At 31.5% G+C, this 22,629-nt stretch carries 21 protein-coding genes; 7 read left to right on the forward strand and 14 right to left on the reverse strand.

What is annotated here, in order from left to right:
• Nucleotides 1–33: 33 nt before the first annotated feature.
• Nucleotides 34–429 (forward strand): hypothetical protein, encoded by a 396-nt coding sequence (locus HNV10_RS06915; protein ID WP_173300610.1) that lies wholly within the window; start codon nt 34–36, stop codon nt 427–429.
• A gap of 4 nt (nt 430–433) precedes the next feature.
• On the opposite strand, the gene HNV10_RS06920 is transcribed toward HNV10_RS06915, so the two are convergent.
• The 4 genes from HNV10_RS06920 to HNV10_RS06935 form a co-directional block, all read right to left on the reverse strand.
• A complete protein-coding gene (locus HNV10_RS06920; protein ID WP_173300611.1) occupies nt 434–1,048 on the reverse strand; it encodes a DEAD/DEAH box helicase in 615 nt (204 codons plus the stop codon).
• Between the two features lie 58 nt (nt 1,049–1,106).
• Nucleotides 1,107–1,646, reverse strand: a complete 540-nt coding sequence (locus HNV10_RS06925) for a sigma-70 family RNA polymerase sigma factor (RefSeq protein WP_173300612.1) — start codon at nt 1,644–1,646, stop codon at nt 1,107–1,109.
• 243 nt (nt 1,647–1,889) lie between these two features.
• The gene (locus HNV10_RS06930; protein WP_173300613.1) at nt 1,890–2,363 is read right to left on the reverse strand and encodes an OsmC family protein; all 474 of its coding nucleotides are present in this window, start codon (nt 2,361–2,363) and stop codon (nt 1,890–1,892) included.
• A 148-nt stretch (nt 2,364–2,511) separates the two neighbouring features.
• Complete coding sequence (locus HNV10_RS06935; RefSeq protein WP_173300614.1) at nt 2,512–5,949, reverse strand: methylmalonyl-CoA mutase family protein; 3,438 nt, start codon at nt 5,947–5,949, stop codon at nt 2,512–2,514.
• Nucleotides 5,950–6,094: 145 nt separating this feature from the next.
• Here HNV10_RS06935 and purU point away from each other — a divergent pair, with 145 nt between their 5' ends.
• Together purU and HNV10_RS06945 are read left to right on the forward strand one after the other, a co-directional pair.
• A complete protein-coding gene (gene purU, locus HNV10_RS06940) occupies nt 6,095–6,949 on the forward strand; it encodes a formyltetrahydrofolate deformylase (protein ID WP_173300615.1) in 855 nt (284 codons plus the stop codon).
• Nucleotides 6,950–7,193: 244 nt separating this feature from the next.
• Nucleotides 7,194–8,294, forward strand: a complete 1,101-nt coding sequence (locus HNV10_RS06945) for an OmpA family protein (RefSeq protein WP_173300616.1) — start codon at nt 7,194–7,196, stop codon at nt 8,292–8,294.
• Between the two features lie 379 nt (nt 8,295–8,673).
• Here HNV10_RS06945 and HNV10_RS06950 read toward each other — a convergent pair whose 3' ends face one another.
• Nucleotides 8,674–9,768, reverse strand: a complete 1,095-nt coding sequence (locus tag HNV10_RS06950) for a TlpA family protein disulfide reductase (RefSeq protein ID WP_173300617.1) — start codon at nt 9,766–9,768, stop codon at nt 8,674–8,676.
• Between the two features lie 199 nt (nt 9,769–9,967).
• Between HNV10_RS06950 and HNV10_RS06955 the strand changes: the two genes are divergently transcribed.
• Entirely contained in the window at nt 9,968–10,675 is a 708-nt protein-coding gene (locus HNV10_RS06955) for a DUF4197 domain-containing protein (protein WP_173300618.1), read from the forward strand.
• A 168-nt stretch (nt 10,676–10,843) separates the two neighbouring features.
• On the opposite strand, the gene HNV10_RS06960 is transcribed toward HNV10_RS06955, so the two are convergent.
• The 3 genes from HNV10_RS06960 to prfA form a co-directional block, all read right to left on the reverse strand.
• Entirely contained in the window at nt 10,844–11,623 is a 780-nt protein-coding gene (locus tag HNV10_RS06960; RefSeq protein ID WP_173300619.1) for an ABC transporter substrate-binding protein, read from the reverse strand.
• A gap of 86 nt (nt 11,624–11,709) precedes the next feature.
• Nucleotides 11,710–12,522 carry an orotidine-5'-phosphate decarboxylase gene (gene pyrF / locus HNV10_RS06965; RefSeq protein ID WP_173300620.1) on the reverse strand — a complete coding sequence of 271 codons (813 nt, stop codon included), beginning with the start codon at nt 12,520–12,522 and terminating at the stop codon, nt 11,710–11,712.
• A 33-nt stretch (nt 12,523–12,555) separates the two neighbouring features.
• A complete protein-coding gene (gene prfA, locus HNV10_RS06970) occupies nt 12,556–13,632 on the reverse strand; it encodes a peptide chain release factor 1 (RefSeq protein ID WP_173300621.1) in 1,077 nt (358 codons plus the stop codon).
• A gap of 118 nt (nt 13,633–13,750) precedes the next feature.
• Between prfA and HNV10_RS06975 the strand changes: the two genes are divergently transcribed.
• On the forward strand, nt 13,751–14,038 hold the full coding sequence (locus tag HNV10_RS06975; RefSeq protein WP_173300622.1) for a hypothetical protein: 288 nt from the start codon (nt 13,751–13,753) through the stop codon (nt 14,036–14,038).
• Nucleotides 14,039–14,050: 12 nt separating this feature from the next.
• Nucleotides 14,051–14,710: an ATP-binding cassette domain-containing protein gene (locus HNV10_RS06980; RefSeq protein ID WP_173300623.1), complete on the forward strand. Its 660-nt coding sequence runs from the start codon at nt 14,051–14,053 to the stop codon at nt 14,708–14,710.
• Here HNV10_RS06980 and HNV10_RS06985 read toward each other — a convergent pair whose 3' ends face one another.
• The 5 genes from HNV10_RS06985 to HNV10_RS07005 form a co-directional block, all read right to left on the reverse strand.
• On the reverse strand, nt 14,711–15,715 hold the full coding sequence (locus HNV10_RS06985) for a DUF3078 domain-containing protein (RefSeq protein WP_173300624.1): 1,005 nt from the start codon (nt 15,713–15,715) through the stop codon (nt 14,711–14,713). It lies immediately after the preceding gene.
• An 11-nt stretch (nt 15,716–15,726) separates the two neighbouring features.
• Nucleotides 15,727–16,905: an AIR synthase related protein gene (locus HNV10_RS06990; protein ID WP_173300625.1), complete on the reverse strand. Its 1,179-nt coding sequence runs from the start codon at nt 16,903–16,905 to the stop codon at nt 15,727–15,729.
• A 44-nt stretch (nt 16,906–16,949) separates the two neighbouring features.
• On the reverse strand, nt 16,950–17,621 hold the full coding sequence (locus HNV10_RS06995) for a Curli production assembly/transport component CsgG (protein ID WP_241695470.1): 672 nt from the start codon (nt 17,619–17,621) through the stop codon (nt 16,950–16,952).
• Nucleotides 17,622–17,764: 143 nt separating this feature from the next.
• Nucleotides 17,765–17,902: a hypothetical protein gene (locus tag HNV10_RS07000; protein ID WP_173300626.1), complete on the reverse strand. Its 138-nt coding sequence runs from the start codon at nt 17,900–17,902 to the stop codon at nt 17,765–17,767.
• Nucleotides 17,903–18,118: 216 nt separating this feature from the next.
• Nucleotides 18,119–20,305: a glutamine synthetase III family protein gene (locus HNV10_RS07005; RefSeq protein ID WP_173300627.1), complete on the reverse strand. Its 2,187-nt coding sequence runs from the start codon at nt 20,303–20,305 to the stop codon at nt 18,119–18,121.
• A gap of 179 nt (nt 20,306–20,484) precedes the next feature.
• Here HNV10_RS07005 and HNV10_RS07010 point away from each other — a divergent pair, with 179 nt between their 5' ends.
• The gene (locus HNV10_RS07010; protein ID WP_173300628.1) at nt 20,485–21,510 is read left to right on the forward strand and encodes a glutamine synthetase beta-grasp domain-containing protein; all 1,026 of its coding nucleotides are present in this window, start codon (nt 20,485–20,487) and stop codon (nt 21,508–21,510) included.
• A gap of 64 nt (nt 21,511–21,574) precedes the next feature.
• Here the strand turns inward: HNV10_RS07010 and HNV10_RS07015 are convergent, their stop codons facing one another.
• Nucleotides 21,575–22,531 carry a calcium/sodium antiporter gene (locus HNV10_RS07015; protein ID WP_241695471.1) on the reverse strand — a complete coding sequence of 319 codons (957 nt, stop codon included), beginning with the start codon at nt 22,529–22,531 and terminating at the stop codon, nt 21,575–21,577.
• Between the last annotated feature and the right edge of the window lie 98 nt (nt 22,532–22,629).

The raw sequence follows: 22,629 nt of genomic DNA on the forward strand, positions 1-22,629 counted from the left end.
GTGCTTAATTTCGTGTGTATTGCTATTACAACTATGAGTTACAACTTACCATCACATTTTTCTTATTTGCCTGTATATCAAAAGGCAATGGATATTATTGTGCTTTCTCGTAGCATCTCAACATATTTAATACAAGACCTATCGTATTTAAATGCAGACGGATCAGAGAATAATAGTATTTATTTCACTGGTGACATTATACAACAATCCACCTGTCTTGCACCACAAATTATAAATGCAGAACAAGAACCTTGTTCTGATAAAAAAAATAAGCATTTAGAAAGATTAGACCGTTTAACAACAAAATTGTACAGTAATTGTAGACGCTTAGAAAAATCAAATAGTAATGGTAGAGATTACTTACCTATTTTACGTGGTGAATTAAAAAAGTTTAGAAAGCTGAAGCATCACTGGATGATGACATTGTAAACTATTATTTCTGCTTTACCAATTGTGCATTACTCATAAATGAATTCTGGTAGTTCTTAATTTTAGAATTTAATTCATCTGCAATAATTACAAACTGACATTTAGTAAGACTTTCAGATAACCTTAATATATGATTATAACCATTATTTCTTGCTAAAAAATCAGCATCTTCTATAGCAAAAAGTTGAATCTCTCCTAAATGAATACCATTTAAAAAATAAAGCTTACTTAATCTAGAAGGCGTAGCGATAACAATATCTTGTCCGTAATACACTTCTGTTTTCTGCTTTTCAATATCATACTCATCGTAAAGCGCATAGACTCTTAAATCTGTAGGATACGTAAACTTTTCAAACTCTTCTTTTAAATTTAGGGCATCTTGCTTATCGTTAACAACAATTATAGCTCTTGGTGAATCTTCAAAAGCGGCTGCTTTTAATTTATGAATCGTCGCTATAATCAATGCTGTAGTTTTCCCTTGGCCTTTTGGCGCTATTATATACGCGTTTGAGCCACCTTTTAAAACAGGTAATACTTTTTTCTGAAATGCATTTGAAGTTTCAAAACCTGCATTTTCTAAAGATTCTTTTAATAAAGGGTGTAGTTTTTTGAAAGACATGGTACTGAATATAAAATAGCCTGATTAATAATTTAAGCTTGAAGCTTCAAAGATAGTATTAATGACAAACTTTACAGTCTGCTTTGTCTTGAATTTCGCCAACCAAATGCCCTTGGTCATTCATTACAAAACCACAACAGTCCATAAAACCTTGTGCTATTTGTTTTCTAGCACGTTGAATTTGAGATTTTACAGTTGGTAAGGATAGTTTTAATTGGTTAGCAACCTCTTGTTGTTTTAGGCCTTTGATGTCAGACAAAAACAAAGGGTCTCTATATTTTTTTGGTAAACTTTTTATGATGCCTCTTAAGCAATCTTGCTCAGAATGTTCTTTTGGTTCTGGGTCTGCTTCTAGTTCTAAATCTTCAACTTGAAGCACATGTTTACTTGTTCTAAAATAATCTAAAATTGTATAACGTGCTATGGAAAAAAGCCAAGGTTTCAGCTTAGTCTCATCTTTTAAAGTATGAAGTTTGGTATGCACTTTAATAAAAGTTTCTTGCAGAATATCTTCTGTAATTGACGCATTCTTCACCTTACTTAAAATAAAGCGTTTAACATCTTCTGCATAAATTCCCCAAACCTCTTTTGTAGTCATATTCTAAATTAATTAAAATTAGTTCGGACACAAAATTTCATATCCGAACTAACACTAATTTAACAGTTACAATTGGTACATGTACAGTCTTCACATGTACAGTTGTTGCAATTTCCTTTTGAGCAACCTTCGCAGCTGCAGCTACATTCTATATTTTTCATGATAAATGATTTTATTGTTCATATAATAGACGTGGAAGTTTCAGAAAAGATGCAAAAAAAGAGGTGATTTTTTCAAATTGAATTATTTCACAACAATAGTGGCTTCATGCGAAATAGGAAAATTACAAGAATTGGCAATAAAACAAAGTGCATTAGCTTTAGTATGAAGACTTAATGCTAAAGCCTTTTGGTTGGCATCTTTGATCGTTACCACTGGATTTAATCTAACAAATTTAAAACTTCCACTTCCTGAAGCTATTACTTCCAAATCCCCTTCAGCATCATCGCTGTAACTTAAAACTTCAATATTATGTTGCGAGCAAACATATAAATAAGACATCATGTGGCAAGACGCTAAAGCCGACAATAATAAATCTTCTGGATTGTATAATGTTTCATCTCCTCTAAAAGATTTTGCTGCAGATACCGTTAAACCCGAAACTTTGTTAGCTATAGTTACATTATGATTTCTGCTGAAAGTGCGCGGATTACCTGTACTTTCTCCTTCGTTAATTTCCCAATTGACTTGCGCTTTAAACGTGTGTTTTAATGACATATCTTTTTTATTGAAATTAAAAAAAGCGTTTCGAAAAATGAAACGCTTTTTGTTATAATTATAATTACAGTGGTTCTAAAGATACCTCGGCTGCGCTCAGTATAAGTGATTCGCATCATTTTTCAAAAAATAAAAATGAGCTCTCTAATTACATATTTCGGCGATACTGACCTCCTACTTCAAACAACGCTGAAGTTATTTCTCCTAAACTACATACTTTACAAACTTCCATTAAAGCTTCAAAAATATTCTCGTTATTAATGGCTTTGTGTTGCAAATCTTTTAGCATTGCTTTAGTATCATTTGCTTTATGTAAATTCTCTAAAGTTTTAATCTGGAATTGTTTCTCTTCTTCCGTAGCTCTAATCACTTCAGCAGGAATTACTGTAGGCGAACCTTTAGAACTTAAAAACGTATTTACTCCAATAATTGGGAATTTTCCGTTGTGTTTCAAGGTTTCGTAATATAAACTCTCCTCTTGAATTTTACTACGTTGGTACATGGTTTCCATAGCTCCTAAAACACCACCACGTTCTGTAATTCTGTCAAATTCTTGTAATACTGCTTCTTCAACTAAATCGGTTAATTCTTCAATAATAAAAGAGCCTTGAATTGGGTTTTCGTTTTTATTTAATCCTAATTCTTTATTAATAATTAACTGAATTGCCATGGCACGTCTAACCGATTCTTCAGTTGGTGTTGTAATAGCCTCATCATACGCATTGGTGTGTAATGAGTTACAATTATCGTAAATAGCATATAAAGCTTGAAGGGTTGTACGTATATCGTTAAAGTCAATTTCTTGAGCGTGCAAACTACGTCCAGAAGTTTGAATATGATATTTCAACATTTGTGCTCTTGCATTTGCACCATACTTGTGCTTCATTGCTTTTGCCCAAATTTTACGCGCCACACGACCAATTACAGCATATTCTGGATCAATTCCGTTAGAGAAAAAGAACGATAAATTTGGACCAAACTTATTGATGTCCATTCCACGACTTAAATAATATTCCACGTAAGTGAAACCGTTAGATAACGTTAACGCTAATTGTGTAATAGGATTTGCTCCTGCTTCTGCAATATGATATCCAGAAATAGAAACAGAATAGAAATTACGCACATTATTTTCAATGAAATATTCTTGTACATCTCCCATTAATCGCAATGCGAATTCCGTAGAAAAAATACAGGTATTTTGTGCTTGATCTTCTTTTAAAATATCTGCTTGAACGGTTCCTCTTACTTGCGCAATCGTATTCTTTTTAATCTCTGCATACACATCTGCTGGTAAAACTTGGTCACCTGTAACTCCTAAAAGCATTAGGCCTAAACCGTTATTTCCTTCTGGTAAATCGCCATTATAAGTAGGACGTTCTTTACCCTTATAAAGCTTCGCTATTTTTGCTTCTACTTCTTTTTCTAGGCCATTTTCTTTAATGTAAAACTCACACTGTTGGTCAATAGCAGCATTCATAAAGAAACCTAACAACATAGGTGCAGGCCCATTAATGGTCATACTTACCGATGTCATTACATTGGCTAAATCGAAACCAGAATATAGTTTTTTAGCATCGTCTAAACAGCAAATTGAAACACCTGCATTTCCGATTTTACCGTAAATATCTGGACGTAAATCTGGATCGTTTCCGTATAATGTAACACTATCAAAAGCGGTAGATAAACGTTTTGCTGGCAAACCTGCACTTACGTAGTGAAAACGTCTGTTGGTACGTTCTGGTCCACCTTCGCCAGCAAACATACGTGCTGGATCTTCTCCTGTTCGTTTAAATGGATATAAACCTGAAGTGTATGGAAATTCTCCTGGTACGTTTTCTTGTAACGACCAGCGTAATAAATCTCCCCAAGCTTGGTACTTTGGCAAAGCCACTCTTGGAATTTGTAAGTGAGACAATGACTCAGAATGTGTTTCTATTTTTATCTCTTTATCTCTTACTTTAAAGCTATATATTGGATTTTTATATTTATTTACTTTTTCGTCCCAACTTGTAATGATTTCCCAATTGTAAGGGTCTAAGTTTAATTTTACACGATCGAATTCTGCAATAAGCATTCTAACAAAATCTTTATTGTCATCTTTTATTTCAAAAGAACCCGAAGCTATTCCTGCTTTATCTAACTCTGGCTTTACTTCTAAAACAGATTCTAAAGTTTTATAAATACCATATAGTTTTTGAGCAACTTCAACTTGTGTGTTAGCTGTTTTATCGTAAGCACGATTATTTTCAGCTATTTCAGATAAATAGCGTGTTCTATTTGGTGGAATAACAAAAATCTTCTCGCTCATTTCTTTAGAAATCTCGAATGTCGATTTTAATTCTGAATCTGCTTTTTCAACCAACTTATCCATAATGGCCTTATAGAGCGTATTCATTCCTGGATCGTTAAATTGTGAAGCAATTGTACCAAAAACCGGTAATTGATCTTGAGGAATATTCCACAGATTATTGTTACGCATGTATTGTTTTTTTACATCACGTAAAGCATCTAAAGAACCACGTTTATCAAATTTATTAATAGCTACTAGATCTGCAAAATCTAGCATATCAATTTTTTCTAATTGTGTTGCAGCACCAAATTCTGGCGTCATTACATAAAGAGAAACATCTGAATGTTCTATGATTTCTGTATCCGATTGTCCAATTCCAGATGTTTCTAAAATAATTAAATCGTATTCGGCAGCTTTTAAAACCTCAATTGCCTCATTTACATGTTTAGATAAAGCTAAATTAGATTGACGTGTAGCTAAACTACGCATATAAACTCTTGGTGAATTAATAGCATTCATTCGAATACGATCTCCCAAAAGTGCACCACCTGTTTTACGTTTTGATGGATCTACTGAAATTAAGCCAATTGTTTTTTCTGGAAAATCAATTAGAAAACGACGTACTAACTCGTCTACCAAACTAGATTTTCCTGCACCTCCAGTTCCTGTAATTCCCAGAACTGGAACCACTTCTAACTTCCCCAAAGGGGAAGAATTCTTACTCATTTGAGAAAACAACTTCTCAAACTCATCATGTTGATTTTCTGCAAAAGATATTAATCTAGCGATCGTATTAACATCTTTATCTTTTAAGCTCTGCGTAACTTCCTTTCCTTTGGGAAGGATTAAGGATGGATTAAGGTAATCCGATTGCTGAACCAAATCATTAATCATACCCTGTAAACCAAGTTCTCTTCCATCATCTGGTGAATAGATTCTGGTAATCCCATAATCCATCAATTCTTTAATTTCTTCAGGAAGAATAACACCTCCACCTCCTCCAAAGATTTTTATATGACCTGCGCCTTTTTCATTTAGCAAATCATACATATACTTAAAATATTCATTATGTCCACCTTGATAAGAGGTTAAGGCAATGGCATTGGCATCTTCTTGGATGGCTGTATTAACAACTTCTTCTACACTTCTATCGTGACCCAAATGAATCACTTCTACTCCTGTAGATTGTATAATACGACGCATAATATTAATAGCTGCATCGTGTCCATCAAAAAGTGATGCGGCTGTAACTATACGTACTTTATATTTTGGTTTATAAGGTGCAACTTGTTCCATTCGTAAAATTATTGCTATTTTGTGCGACAAATCTAAGGAATATTCAAAAAAATCACGCATCAATTGACAAATATCTAAAAAGCAAAGAAAACAAAAAAAAGTCTCAATTTTAATTACTTTTAACAATTGAATTAAGACAAAATATATGCAAAAAATAACACTACTTATTCACTGTGAAGACCAACCAAATATTATTGCTTCGGTTACCAATTTTATGGCGTCTAACGATGGTAATATTGTATATATAGACCAACATGTAGACAGAGAACAGAATATCTTTTTTATGCGTTTAGAGTGTGAATTTGATTCTGATATATTTTCGCTTGAAGATTTTAAAACCTTATTTAATTCTACATTAGCAGAACAATTTAAACTTGATTGGAAGATTTTTTCGGCTGAAAGAAAGCCTAAAATGGCATTATTTATTTCTAAATATGATCATTGTTTGTATGATATATTAGGACGATATAATTCTGGAGAATTACACCTTGAAATTCCTTTTATATTAAGTAATCATCTCGATTTAAAACCTATAGCTGATAGTTTTAATATTCCTTTTTATCATGTTCCTGTCACAAAAACAACAAAACAAGAGGCCGAACAAGAACAATTAAAGTTACTAGAATCTCATAATATAGATTTTATTGTTTTAGCACGATACATGCAGATTGTATCTGAAACGTTAATTGATAAATATCCAAATAAGATTATTAATATTCATCACTCATTCTTACCTGCCTTTGTTGGAGCAAAACCTTATCACTCTGCCTATAAGCGTGGTGTAAAAATTATTGGTGCTACTAGTCATTATATTACTGAAGAATTAGATGCTGGACCAATAATTGAGCAAGATGTTGCACATGTATCGCATACCCACTCTATTAAAGACTTAATTGCTAAAGGACGTGACTTAGAAAAAATAGTATTATCTAATGCTATAAAGTTACATGCAGATAGAAAAGTTATGGTATTTAACAATAAGACTGTTATTTTCTCTTAATAATTTATTTTTAAATAATTACAAAAAATTTAGTTAAAATTATCTATATTTTTCATAAATTACATCCCCTTTTATTGTTATCAATAACAAATCTTCCAAATATTTAGTTTTATTCGATAAAATTATAGCCTAACTAAAAATTAATGTGACCAATATTATTTTTATGCTTCTAATAAGGTGTAGGAGATTAAATTTTCTTATTTAAACAAAAATATAAACTATTAACTATTTAATTATTTTAACCATGAAACAAAAACTATTATTATTGGTTTGCTTTATTGCTGGAATTGGATTTTCACAAGCACAAGGCTTACCAACAAACCCGGAACCAGGAAAGTGCTACGTAAAATGTATCACTAAAGATTCTTTTAAAGAAGTAGAAGAAACAATTCAAACATATCCTGCTTACACAACTTTAAAAGTGATTCCTGCAACTTACAAAACTGTAGAAGAGCGTGTATTAGTAAAAGAAGCTTCTAAGAAGTTTGTTTACGTACCTGCTACATATGAAACTGTTGAAGTACCTTACGTTAACCAAGAAGGACGTACAGATTTAAAAGTTATACCAGCGAGTTTTGGTAATGACTCAAGAACGTTTGAAGTTTACCCTCAAACTTCAGGATGGGAATATAAAGTATTAGAAGATTGTCCGTCTGTAAACAAGGATGACTGTGTTGCTGCATGTTACGTACAGTATCCTGCTCAATCTAGAGACGTAAGCTTTACTACTTTATCTACAGATGCAAGTACAAACGCTGTACCTGTGCCAGAAACAACTACAACTTACAAAAAGCGTGTAGTTAAAACTCCAGCTAGAATGGATGAAATTGAAATTCCTGCTGAATACAAAACTATTAAAAGAAGAGTTATTGAAACTCCTGCTTCTACTACTACAAATACAATTGCTGCTCAGTACCAAACTGTAACTAGAACTGTATTAGATAAAAAAGGTGGAATTACTACTTGGGAAGAAGTTGATTGTGAATTATTAGATCCTAATGTATTACCAGTATTTTATGAATTAGGTAGCGCAAGATTAACTCCTGCTTCTAAAAAGACTATTGATAGTACTTTATTACCAATCTTAACAGATTCTAATGTAAGTATAGAAATTATGTCACATACAGATTCTAGAGGTAATGATGATTTTAACCAATCTTTATCTCAACAAAGAGCTAACTCTGTAGTAAATTATTTAGTATCTAAAGGTATCTCAAGAAGCAGATTATCTGCAAAAGGATATGGTGAAACTAGATTAACAAACAGATGTTCTAATGGTTCTGATTGTTCAGAAGCACAACACCAAAGAAACAGACGTACTGAATTTAGAGTTTTAAGTAACTAAGATTTAGACATTAGTCTCAACAATAAGAAAGCTCCTTTTTAAAGGAGCTTTTTTTATGCCTTTACATCTTAAAGAAGCACTGTGCTTTGCGTTAATTCTAATTAAATTCTATTGCATCTAAGGTTAGCTCAAAATTTAATTTATTCAACTTTATTTTCAGTTTAAAACTTAAACTTACAACTGTTCTATTAGTTATCTCTACCTAATATTAAATATTAAGAAAGAATTATATAAATAATTTGTTATCTATTTAAGAAGTTAAATTCTAGTTACAAAAAAAGACCTCTTAATAAAGAGGCCTTTTTTTTATAACAAATTATAATATTTACGACTCAATAATTAAACAACTAAGATTTAAATTACAACTATTGAAACAATTTTATTTCGATGATTTTTTTTCAATATGATATACTGGATAAGACACTATTTTCTTTTCTATTGTTATTCCATAATTATCTTCTAAATCAGACTGCATAAGCTGAAAGAACTTGTAATGAAAATCCCAATCATGCAAAGACAAACTAATGTCATTATCATCTGGCACTATAATAGGCATATCTAAAACATAAGCTAATTGATATGCTACATCTCTTAAAGACACATTATCTGCCTTAATCTGAGAATCACCTACTAAAAATTTTGCATTATTATTTCCCCAATCAATCTGCTTTGTATCCCAAAATTTAGATGCATCGGTAACAAAACTAATTCCTTCGCCTTCAGCATATTTTCTTACCACACCAAGTTTCATTTCTGTTATTAATTTTACTGCAAGATTTTCGGTTAAATTCAATGGTTTTTTAAAATACACTTCATAATTTGAATCTAAACTTTGATCTAATACAATTTGGTTTTTATATATTTTAGCCAAATAACCAACGACCTGCTTTAGAGAGCCTTTTAGTCTTAAATAATCTTTAGCATCTGCAACCTCTAATTCCTCTACATTATAAGTTAAGGGTTTTATTTCTAAACTTTTTGTTGGTATGTAATCAATAATTTCATCTTCCTTATAAGATTCTACTTTAAAAAAAGAATTTAAAGATGATTTATTAGACTGTTGTCTTAAAAACTTAGCAATAACCTCCTTTTTTAAATCTGGCGCACCACCTCGCCATAACACTTTTCCTTGACTATTAAAAAGCACACCATCTGGTAAAACAGCGACTTTAAAATCCTTAAAAGTTTCTTTATTATAATCAATTGCAATTGCTAAATCTGCTGGTTTTCTTTCTAAAAAGCGCTCTACAATTAAAGGATTTTCTGAGGTGAGAGACACTATATATAAATCGTCTGGAAACTGTTTTTGTAAAACTCCCAAATGTTCTTTTGCAGTAATACATGGACCACACCATGTTGCCCAAAAATCTACAAAATAAAGTTTGTTGTTTTCTGCAGACGCTATTTTAGACTCTTGAAGAAATTCTGAAACCTTAATCTGATTTTGCGCTAAACAACCAATTGATGCAAGCATAAAAAAAACAAGTATTTTAACTCTGTATAATTCCATTAACGTTTAAAATTTTATTTAATATCAATCAAATATGATGCTAAAGTAATAATTTGACAATTAATTTTCATTTTTAAAAAACAACTATTAACAATTAATTGGCTTATAATTATAACACTATGGCTATAGTTTTATTTTATATTTGCCAAAAATATATAAAATTATGAAACGATTTATTATCGCATTTTTATGTCTAACGCTTTTTTTCTCTTGTGATGAGTTAAAAGAAGTTGTAAATCAATTACCTCAAACAGGAGGCGTACTTAGTAATACCGATATTGCAGCTGGTTTAAGAGAAGCTTTAGATTTAGGTATAGACAAGCAGGTTACAAAATTGACACAAGAAGACGGTTTTTTTAAAAACGAACTAGTTAAAATAGTATTACCGGAAGAGTTACAGAAAGTAGATACGGCTTTACGAAAAATAGGATTAAGTAGTTTAGCTGATGAAGGCTTAAAAGTTTTAAATAGAGCTGCAGAAGATGCTGTGAAAGAGGCAACTCCTATTTTTGTTAGCGCAGTGAGTGAAATAACTTTTGATGATGCTAAAAATATTTTATTAGGTGAAGATAACGCTGCAACTTCATATTTAACAACAAAAACTGAGACTGCCCTTTACGACAAGTTTAAACCAGTTATTGAAAACTCATTTAGCAAAGTAGGTGCAGACCAGATTTGGACAAATCTTATAACTAAATACAACAACATACCTTTAACAAACAATGTTAATCCTGATTTAACGGATTATGTAACTGGAGAAGCATTGAAAGGCGTTTATACTATGATTGCTGTTGAAGAAAAAGAAATTAGAACTAAAGTTTCTTCTAGAGGAACAGAATTATTACAAAAAGTTTTTGCATTGCAAGATTAAAAATAATAATTACACTTTTTTAATCATCTGCTAATATTTAGTTAACCTATAACTCATAGATTATAAACATCTTTGTAGAGCAAAAGACATTATTAGTTAGTTTTAAGAAAGAATTGCAACAAGTTAGTTAAAAGTCGGTATTTAATGGAGTATCGACTTTTTTTCTGTTTATACATGAAGTGTTTTAAAGTACTCATAAGATTTTAACAAACGACTTCCATACCAAGAAAACAATTCGCCATCCACTATTTTCACAGTCTTCTCTGGGAATTTTTCTTTTAAATCTAGAACATGCTCTTCTTTAAACGGAAACGGTTCACTAGATAAAAATATCAAATCTGTTTCTTGTAATATAGAATGATTTAAATCAATTTCAGGGTACCGTTTCTCACTCGCAAAAACGTTAAGAAAACCCGCTTCATTAATCATAACATTTATAAAGTTATCTGAAGCGACAACCATCCATGGCTTCTTCCAAATGAAGTATGCCACCTTTAATGGTCTACTTTTATTTTGTCCTTGAAAAACTTCGCGTTCTATTTTAATATTAGAGATTAAAGTTGATGTCGTCCTTTTAATATTAAAAATTTCACCATACATATTAATTAACTCAAAACAATCTTCAAGATTATTAATATCACTAATATGTAAAGGAGTTATTTCTTCTAATTCAGAAATTATTTCCTTTGTATTTTCTTCTTTGTTACAAAGTATAATGTCTGGCTGAAGCGCCTTTATTTTATCAATATTTATTTGTTTTGTACCACCAACTACAGCTTTAGAAATTCTTAGATGCTTAGGGTGGACACAGAATTTAGTCACTCCTACAATTAAAGACTCTAAGCCAAAATCTACAAGTAGTTCGGTTTGAGAAGGTACCAAAGAAATAATTCTCTTCGGTTGCTTACTTAATTCAACAGTTCTATTGAGTTGATCCGTATACATCATTCTGAAGAAAATTTATGTCTTGGAGCAATCTCCACTTCTTAAAAAGCTAGACTTTACATCCTTGAGATTAGAAATAATGAAATAACTTAGCTTAATTCTAAAGCCATTTGCAATTGCAACTCCTTAGCTTTTTTAGCAGCCGCTTCTGCGAAGTCTTCTTCTGTTGAAGCATAAATAATACCTCTAGAAGAATTAATTAACAAACCAACAGTATCATTCATTCCATATTTACAAACGTCTTGAAGGTTTCCGCCTTGTGCGCCAACACCAGGAACTAACAAAAAGCTATCTGGTATAATTTTTCTGATATCGCCTAAAAATTCAGCTTTTGTTGCACCTACAACGTACATTAAGTTTTCTGAATTTTTCCAAGATTTAGAAGTCTCCAAAACTTGTTTATACAGTTCTAGACCATCAATAGTTTTAGTTTGAAAATCAAAAGCACCTTGGTTAGAGGTTAGTGCTAAAAGTATTGTGTGCTTATCTTTAAATGCTAAAAAAGGTTCTACAGAATCTTTTCCCATATATGGTGCAACCGTAACACTATCAAAACCTAGGTCTTCTAAAAACGCTTTAGCATACATGGTACTTGTATTACCTATATCACCTCGTTTTGCATCTGCAATGGTGTAAATTTCTGGGTAATTTTTGTTAAGATAATTGATGGTTTTTTCTAATGCTTGCCAACCTTTAATTCCGTAAGCTTCGTAAAAAGCAGTATTAGGTTTATATGCTACACATAACTGGTGTGTCGCATCTATTATAGCTTTATTAAAAGCAAAAATAGGGTCATCCTCTTGTAGTAAATGGTTTGGAATTTTATTTAAATCTACATCTAAACCTATGCAAAGAAAGGATTTCTTTTTTTTTATTTGGGTAATAAGTTCGGTTGTTGTCATAGTATAAAAAAAGCCTCAACAAGAGGCTTAAATTTAGATTACATCATCGCTAGCCTTCAATAACTCAGTATTTTCGGCCAACATTAATTCGTCTATTATTTTTTGAATATCACCATTAATGATATTAGTTAAATCGTAAAGCGTTAAACCAATTCTATGATCGGTTACTCGTCCTTGTGGATAGTTATATGTTCTAATCTTAGCAGATCTATCACCAGAACTCACCATACTTTTACGTTTTTCAGAATCTGCAGCTTGTTGTTTAGCTAATTCTAAATCGTATAAACGCGAACGTAATACTTTTAAAGCTTTCTCTAAGTTTTTATGAGATGACTTTTGATCTTGGCAACTTACTATCATTCCTGTTGGCTCATGATGTAACTTAATGGCTGAATAGGTTGTATTTACCGACTGACCTCCAGGACCTGTAGAAGTTGTACGCTCAATACGAATTTCCGTCATATCCAATTCATAATCAAACTCTTCAGCTTCTGGCAATACCATAACTGTTGCTGCACTTGTATGCACACGACCTTGAGTTTCTGTTTGCGGTACACGTTGTACACGATGAACACCAGCTTCAAATTTTAAAGTTCCATATACATCTTCACCAGAAACTTCAAAAATAATTTCTTTAAAACCACCAGATGTTCCGTCACTCTGACTTACTACATCAACTCTCCAGCCTTTATCACTGCAGTATTTAGAATACATTCTGTATAAATCTCCTGCAAAAATACTTGCTTCATCACCACCTGTACCAGCTCTTACTTCAACAACTACATTTTTGGCATCATCTGGATCTTTAGGAATTAACATAAAGCGAATTTCTTCCTCTAGCTTTCCTATGGTTTCTTTTGCTTCTTCTAATTGCATTTTTGCCATATCTACCATTTCATCATCAGAACCATCAGCAATGATTTCTTCAGCTTCAGTAACATTATCTATAGCCTCTTTATAAATTACACCCTTATCTACAATTAATTTAAGATCCTTATATTCTTTCATCAGCTTTGTATAGCGTTGCTGATCCGATATAATATCTGGCTGTATGATAAGATCATTAACCTCATCAAAGCGTTGTTTTATAATTTGTATTTTCTCTAACATCTCTCTTCAAAAATTGGATTCCAAAAATACGATATTTTATGAATTTTGATGCTTGCATCGTTAGGACATTTTAATAATGAAAAAATAAAATGTATAAAACCAACGTTTAATAATTAATATGTATCGTTTCCTAGCTATACTTTCTTTTTACAAACCGTTTGTAGTTTGGTCGTTTATTGCAACTGTTATTGTCGCTTTTTTTAATGCACATATAGCTCCAGCTTTAGCAACCAAATTATTTCTTACGGTTTTTGCATGGTATTATGTAAGTGAAACACCCAATAAGCGTAAATTAACTTTTTATAAAAATTTAGGAATTTCTCCGTTAAAACTTTTTTTTACCATGTTTATCGTAGATTGTATTTTAACCATTATTTTCCTTACCCTTTTTAAAGAATTTACTTAAAAACAACTTGTATTGATATTTGAATTAGACAATGTAGAACTTTACTTTAAAAATAAGCGTATTTTAAATGGTATTTACCTAAAGGCAGAAACAGGAAAAGTGACGGCTATTTTGGGTAGAAATGGCTGTGGAAAAAGCAGTTTACTTAGTATTGCTTTTGGTACTTTACAACCCAAATACAAATTGGTAAGATTAAATAGCAAACCGCTATTAAAACCATTGTATAAAACAGAAATAGCTAAATATCTTCCTCAATATAATTTTCTTCCTAATGATTTAAAACTTTCATTTATTTTTAAATTATTTCAATTAGACTGGTCGCTTTTTATTCAAAAATTCAAAGTGTTTTCAAGCTTTAAACATTATAAAATCAAAACATTATCTGGTGGAGAAAGACGAATTATTGAAACTTACATAATTTTAAAAACTAAAAGTAGCATCATTTTTTTAGATGAGCCATTTTCTCATTTATCACCTTTACATATTGAATTAGTAAAACAATTAATTGCCGAAGAAAAAAAAGATAAAATCATTATTATTTCGGATCATATGTACCAACACATTATTGAAGTTTCTGATACTATTTACTTATTAAAAAATGGGACAACTAAAAAAATTGAACAACTTACAGAGCTAGAAGATTATAAATACTTAAGTGAAGGCAGTCTGTAATTACGGATTAGCTGAAGGTTTTATAACTTTATCTAAATCCACAACCACACCAACTCCCAAGATTTGTTTCCATTGTAATTTTGGTCCATCGATAACAATTTCTTCATTAGTCATCTCATTGGTTTCAACTTCAACTTTAATATCATTATCATACCTTAGATGCGAGCCTAGGTTGGCTTTCACAAATTTATTTACCTTCATTCCAATATTTAGCTCCCACTCTAAATCTATATTCCCAAAACTGTTAATATAATCTGTATATAGCCGCAATAGACTGGTTACTTTTATATTTTCTAATACTTCTTGCTCATATTGGTTGGTTAGCAAAATACCTAATTCTTGCTTTACCTTTCTGCCATCTCTCACAATATTCCCTTCTAAATCATAAATAGCAGGATCAACACCAAAAGCACCTTTATTGGCTAAATCCTCATCTAAAACAAAGGTTGTTTTTAATGTGAATGGAGACCCATAAAAAGACAAACGCTCAATAAATCTACCATATTCCATTCCTAATCCAAAAAACATATAACCAGGTGCTAATAATCTCGAAATAGGTTCATCTCTATTAGGGTAATTATAACCATTAGCTAACTGTGTATTAAAACTAAATTTTGAAGAGTAAAACCAATTACTTTTTGCGTCTTTTTCTAAACCTACGTTAGATATAATCTCAATAACGTCATCGGTTTTCCTAATATCTTTGTCTGCTTGTTTATTTAAACCGTATCTAATATTGAAGTTAGAATTCCAAAACCATTTCTTTTGTTTGTATTTAGCTTCTGCTTTACCAGTAATAATTCCAGATATGGAATTTGTTCCTCCAGAGTTCCAATTGGTAAAAGATACTTGGTTAAGTAATAACCCAATTTCTTTTTTTGTTCTCCAACCTAGTTGAATATTTTCGTTTTTTTTCTTTTTAAAAAACAAAGAATCAGGTTGCGCAAAAAGCACACTTGAACATAAAACAAACACACTAAAAATTAACCAAGAATAGGATTTCATACCTTTAAATTTTAATATTTAAATGTACCATATTCACTTTTTATGGTCAGTTTCTTTTGATCAGAAGCTTCTACCCTACCAACAATTTTAGCCTCTACATTAAAAGATTTTGAAATTTCAATTATAGCATCGGCAACTTCTGGTTTAACGTATAGTTCCATTCTATGACCACAGTTAAATACTTGATACATTTCTTTCCAATCTGTTTTAGATTGTTCTTGAATGAGTTTGAATAACGGAGGAATTTCAAACATATTATCTTTTATAATATGAAGATTATCTACAAAATGTAGAATTTTTGTTTGTGCTCCACCACTACAATGAACCATTCCGTGCACATCATCGCTATTAAATTTATTTAAAATAGCTTTAATAATTGGCGCATAAGTTCTAGTTGGTGACAAAACCAATTTACCCGCATCTATTGGCGAATTCTCAACAGCATCTGTTAGTTTTGTTTGCCCTGAATACACTAAATCTTCTGGTACTGCAGCGTCAAAACTTTCAGGATATTTTTGGGCTAAATATTTAGAAAAAACATCGTGCCGAGCAGACGTTAATCCATTACTTCCCATGCCTCCATTATATTCCGTTTCGTATGTTGCTTGCCCAAAGGACTCTAAGCCAACAATAACATCACCTTCTTGTATATTAGCATTATCAATAACATCACTACGTTTTATACGCGCAGTTACTGTAGAATCTACAATAATAGTTCTTACTAAATCACCAACATCTGCAGTTTCTCCACCTGTAGAATGTATGGTAACGCCAAAAGATTTTAAATCTTCTATTAACTCCTCAGTTCCATTTATGATTGCGGAAATGACTTCGCCAGGAATTAAGTTTTTATTTCTCCCAATAGTTGAAGAGAGCATAATATTATCGGTTGCTCCCACACAAAGAAGATCATCAATATTCATAATTAAAGCATCTTGCGCTATACCCTTCCAAACAGAAACATCTCCCGTTTCTTTCCAATACATATAGGCTAAAGATGACTTTGTACCTGCACCATCAGCATGCATTATTAAACAATAATCATCGTCATTAGTTAAATAATCTGGTACTATTTTGCAAAATGCTTTTGGAAACAAACCTTTGTCTATATTCTTAATAGCATTATGCACATCTTCTTTTGAAGCCGAAACACCTCTTTGTGCATATCTTTTACTCACCGAATTACTCATAGTAGTTTTTATTTGGAATGGTGGTACAAAAGTAAGAATTGCGTTTAATTATAAGGAATGATTTGATTGGAATTAATTACTGTTTTTAATTTTTTCTGATACATTTCTTTTTTCTTTTTACCTCCAAAATAAAAATTAAACCCTATACCCACTCTAATTAAAGCATCATCTGTATCACCTTCAATAAGGCCATCTAATTCATCACTTAATAAATAATTATATTCTCCAAAAAGCTTAAAACCTACATGGTTTGACATAATTAATTCAAACCCAAAACCTGCTTGAGCTTTGGTGGCCGTGGATTCAAAATAATTAGCTGCATTATAACCACCTCCTGCAAATATAAATGGACTAAATTTAGTAAATGGAGAAAAGAGATATTCTAAATTTATATCAAAAGACATAAACCCTTCATTAGACACATCTTTAATTAAAATATTATACTTATTAAAACTAATATTTGTATTAAGATGACTAGTCAGTTGACGTTTGTAACCTATTCTAAAATAAACATCGTACTCAGATTCTTGATCTCCCTGTAAGGATAAAGATCCTATTGCAACATCAATTGCATTGGTTCCTCTATAATTTAAAAAAGTATACTTACGAGTATTAAATCTTTCACTTTTAGATATAGAATCTTGCGAAAAAACTAAATTAAAACAACCAATAAACAGTATAATGCATAATAACTTTGCATTCAATTTTATAATCATAAACTATTTGTTAGGAAATAAGTCTACGTTCTTATGGAAATTTGGGTGCAAATAAATATTTACTAATAAAAAAAGGATAACTTCGAAAAACGAACTCATCCTCTATGTCAATGTCAATAAACTTTTGACAAAATCTTAGATAATTAAGATTCTGCTTGTAGTGTAGATTGAACGTTTACAACGTTGTCTTCAGTCACCGAATTTAAATCATTAGATTTATCCTGTGACAGTATTAATGTTGCTCCAACTAGAATTGCTACACTAAGTAGTAATTTTTTCATTTTTATAAATATTGATTAATAGCACGTCAAAAATACGAATTAAACGTATTGCTAAATCAACTAATTCCAATTATTTAACACTCTAACATCACCTTTTCGACAACTAGTTTGAAGTCATCGACAAACGACATGTTTTTTAAAAAACGCATACGTATAATTACGTATACATGCATAATAAATCAATTGAAAAACAACCTTTTAGAGGGCTTAATCATTCTATTTTGTAAATAAAAGCTCCCTATATTTAGTTAATGGCCAAAGTTCATCATCAATCATTAACTCAAGTTTATCGCAGTGATATCTTATTTCTTCAAAGAACGGTTTTACTTTATTACAATAGCCTTTGGCTTTCTTTTCTATATCTATTTGTTTATTATATAATTTTCTTGCTTCAGTCATTTTAGTTACTAAAGAATTTATGGCTTCAATATGATGTGAAATTTGCTCAATCAGTGATAATTGTTCTTTTGCAAAAGCAGTAAACTTATCTCCATAAATAGTTTTGAGACCTGTTACATTTTCTATAAGAATATTTTGATACCTAACCGCTGTTGGTACAACATGGTTTCTGGCGATATCTCCAATGACACGGCTTTCTATTTGAATATGAAGAATGTATTCTTCCATTTCAATTTCGTAACGAGCCTCGGACTCTATTTTATTCATTACACCTAAGCTTTCAAAAAGATCAATTGTTGATTTTGCTATTTTTACTTTTAATGCTTCTGGTGTAGTTTTGTTATTACTTAATCCTCGTTTTTTTGCTTCTTTTTCCCAAGCAGTACTATAACCATTACCTTCAAACAAGATTGCTTTTGAGGTTTTGATATATTCCCTTAAAACATTAAAAATAGCATCATCCTTTTTCATTTCTTTTTTATCGATTAGTTGATCAACTTCAACTTTAAAATCAATTAATTGTTTTGCTACAATAGTATTTAAAACTGTCATAGGATTTGCACAATTTGCCGTAGAACCAACGGCTCTAAATTCAAATTTATTTCCTGTAAAAGCAAAAGGTGATGTTCTATTTCTATCTGTATTGTCTAATAAAATTTCAGGAATTTTTCCAACAACATTTAGTTTTAAATCGGTTTTTTCTTGAGGAGACAACTTTCCTTTAGTAACTGTTTCTAGTTCGTCTAAAACTTTGGTTAATTGCTCTCCAATAAATATAGAGATTATAGCAGGTGGTGCTTCATTTGCTCCCAAACGATGATCGTTACTAGCAGATGCAATTGCAGCTCTCAACAACTCTTCATGTGTTAGGACTGCCTTTATAGTATTAATAAAAAAGGTTAAAAACTGAAGGTTACTCATTGGTGTTTTTCCAGGCGATAATAAGTTAATGCCAGTATCAGTACTTAAACTCCAGTTATTATGTTTACCAGATCCGTTAACACCTGAAAATGGTTTTTCGTGCATGAGCACAGTAAAATTATGGCGTTTTGCAATCTTTTGCATTATATCCATTAATAATGAGTTATGATCTACAGCTAGATTTGCCTCTTCAAATATAGGTGCTAATTCAAACTGATTTGGTGCTACCTCATTATGCCTCGTTTTTACCGGAATACCCAACAACATACATTCGTTTTCTAAGTCGCGCATGTAAGACATTGCTCTATTTGGTATAGTGCCAAAATAATGATCATCTAGCTGCTGGCCTTTGGCTGGCGAGTGTCCTAAAAGTGTTCTACCTGTTAATACAATGTCTGGTCTAGATGCGGCTAAATCACTATCTATTAAAAAATATTCTTGCTCCCAACCCAAAGAAGCATTTACTTTTTTTACATTTTTATCAAAATACTTACATACAGCTACTGCGGCATTATCTACAGCATTCAATGCTCGCAAAAGTGGTGTTTTATAATCTAAAGCCTCACCAGTGTAAGACACAAATACTGTTGGAATACATAAAGTAGTTCCGTAAATAAATGCAGGTGATGTAGGATCCCAAGCCGTATATCCTCTTGCTTCAAACGTATTTCTAATTCCTCCATTTGGAAAACTTGAAGCATCAGGTTCTTGTTGTACTAACTGATTTCCTTCAAATTTTTCAATGGCTAAACCATTTCCTATTGTTTCAAAAAAGGCATCATGCTTTTCAGCGGTTGCTCCTGTTAATGGTTGAAACCAATGTGTATAATGTGTGGCTCCTTTTGAAATTGCCCATTCTTTCATTCCTGTAGAAATATGATCAGCTACCAAACGATTTATTTTAGTACCTTTTTCAATAGCCTCAATAATACTACTAAGTGCTGTTTTTGTTAAATATTGGCGCATTGCAGTTTCATTAAACACGTTTTTACCAAAAATTTCTGAACGTCTATTATTCTCTTTAATGTTAAGTGGCTTTCGCTTTAATGATGCTTTTACAGCATGAAATCTAAGTGTTGACATATTATTAATATTTGACCTCAAAAATACGAAATATTTAAAATTTATATGGTCACCCATACAAAATTAGGGTGGTTAATAATAATTAACTACTTTTCACCTAAATCACCCTGTTTTTTTTTGACTGAAAGAAAAAAAAAGCAATATTTGTAACAATTATTTTAGATAAACAAAATTTCATTATGGCAAAAATTAAATTAGAATACATTTGGCTAGATGGTTACTTCCCAACACAAAATATGAGGAGTAAAACCAAAGTAGAAGAGCACGAAAACTTTAAAGGCACCCTAGAAGAATTAGGTATGTGGTCTTTTGACGGATCATCAACTAGACAAGCTGAAGGTGGGTCTTCTGACTGTTTATTAAAACCTGTAGCTATATATCCTGATCCTGATAGAATCAATGGATACTTAGTAATGACTGAGGTTTTAAATGCAGACGGAACACCACACGTTTCTAATGGTAGAGCAACCATTGAAGATGAAGATAACGATTTCTGGTTTGGTTTTGAGCAAGAGTATTTTATTATGGATACCAAAACACAATTACCATTAGGTTTCCCTATTGGAGGATATCCTGCGCCACAAGGAATGTACTATTGTTCTGTTGGTGGAAAAAACACTCATGGTAGAGGTTTAGTTGAAGAGCACGCTAACCTTTGTATAGATGCTGGTTTAAATTTTGAAGGTATTAACCAAGAAGTTGCTTCAGGACAATGGGAATTTCAATTGTTTGCAAAAGGCGCTAAAAAAGCTGGTGATGAAATCTGGATTGCAAGATATTTACTGGACCGTTTAACTGAAAAGTATGGTTACTATATAGATTACCACCCAAAACCATTAGGTAAAGACATGGACTGGAATGGTTCTGGTATGCACGCAAACTTCTCTAACTCAGTTTTAAGAACTTGTGGATCTAAAGAAACTTACGAAAAAATATGTGAGGCATTTAGACCTGTTGTTAAAGAACATATTGAAGTGTATGGTGAATTTAACGACCAACGTCTTACAGGTTTACACGAAACTGCATCTATTAACGATTTCAGCTACGGTGTTTCTGATAGAGGTGCTTCTATTCGTATTCCAATTATTACAGTTGAAAAAGGCTGGAAAGGTTGGTTAGAAGATAGAAGACCAGCTTCTAATGGTGACCCATATAAAATTGCAGGTAGAATTATTAAGACTGTAAAAAGTGCTAATATCTCTTAATCAGCAATTATAAATATTTCAAATAAAAAAAGCTCAGATTAATTTCTGAGCTTTTTTTATATAGTTATATAAGTGATATATAAATAAAAACAATATAAAACCCAAACAAGATAAACCCTTTTAAGCGGCCAATTTCAAATCGTTTTGGTATGAGCATCAACGGAATTAAAATGGCAGCAAACCCAATCATCCAAAATATATTTGTAGACAGAATTTGTGGCGTTTGGGGATTTACAACTATTGGTTTTACAATTGCTGTTAATCCTAATACAGAAGCTATATTAAAAATATTAGAACCAATTAAGTTCCCTAAAGAAATTGCCTTTTCTTTCTTTAAAGCTGCAATAACAGAAGCTGCTAGTTCTGGCACACTAGTACCAATTGCTATTACAGTAACAGAGATAGCGTAATCGCTAATACCAACTGCTGCCGCTAATTTTTTTGCTCCTTCTACCAACCAATCGGAACCGAAGTATAATCCTGCTGCACCAATTAATAACCAAACTATTATTTTAAAATTAGAAACCACAGCTAAAGACTCATCTACTTCTTCCATGTTTGCTTTTGTAGATTTTCTAGAATTTCTAATTAGCACAATTAAGAATACAATTAAAGCAACAAATAAAATGGCACCTTCAAATGCTGTGAGTACTAAATCATTTTTTAAAAAATAATATAGCACAAAAGAGAGTAGCATCATCATTGGCCAATTTAATTTATAAAAATCTTTATCGACTGCTAAAGGCGAAATAATTGCCGTAATCCCTAAAACCAAGCCAATGTTGGCAATATTAGATCCTATAACATTTCCTAAAGCAATATCAGAAACACCATCTAGTGCTGCCTGAAGACTTACTAATAATTCTGGCGCAGAAGTTGCAAAAGATACAACCGTCATACCAATAACCAACTTAGAAAGTTTAAGTTTAAAAGACAAACCAACAGATGCTCTAACCAAAAAATCACCACCTACTACTAACAGCCCTAAACCCGCAATTACTAGAAATACACTATACATCATCTATTTTATTAAATACTATTTTTATTAAAGCCGCGAAGATAACATTTCATTCTTAGAGATACTATAAACTATATTTTTCATTAAATTGAGATTAAACA

Source organism: Winogradskyella litoriviva (genome assembly GCF_013249065.1).
GTDB classification, from domain to species: Bacteria; Bacteroidota; Bacteroidia; order Flavobacteriales; family Flavobacteriaceae; genus Winogradskyella; species Winogradskyella litoriviva.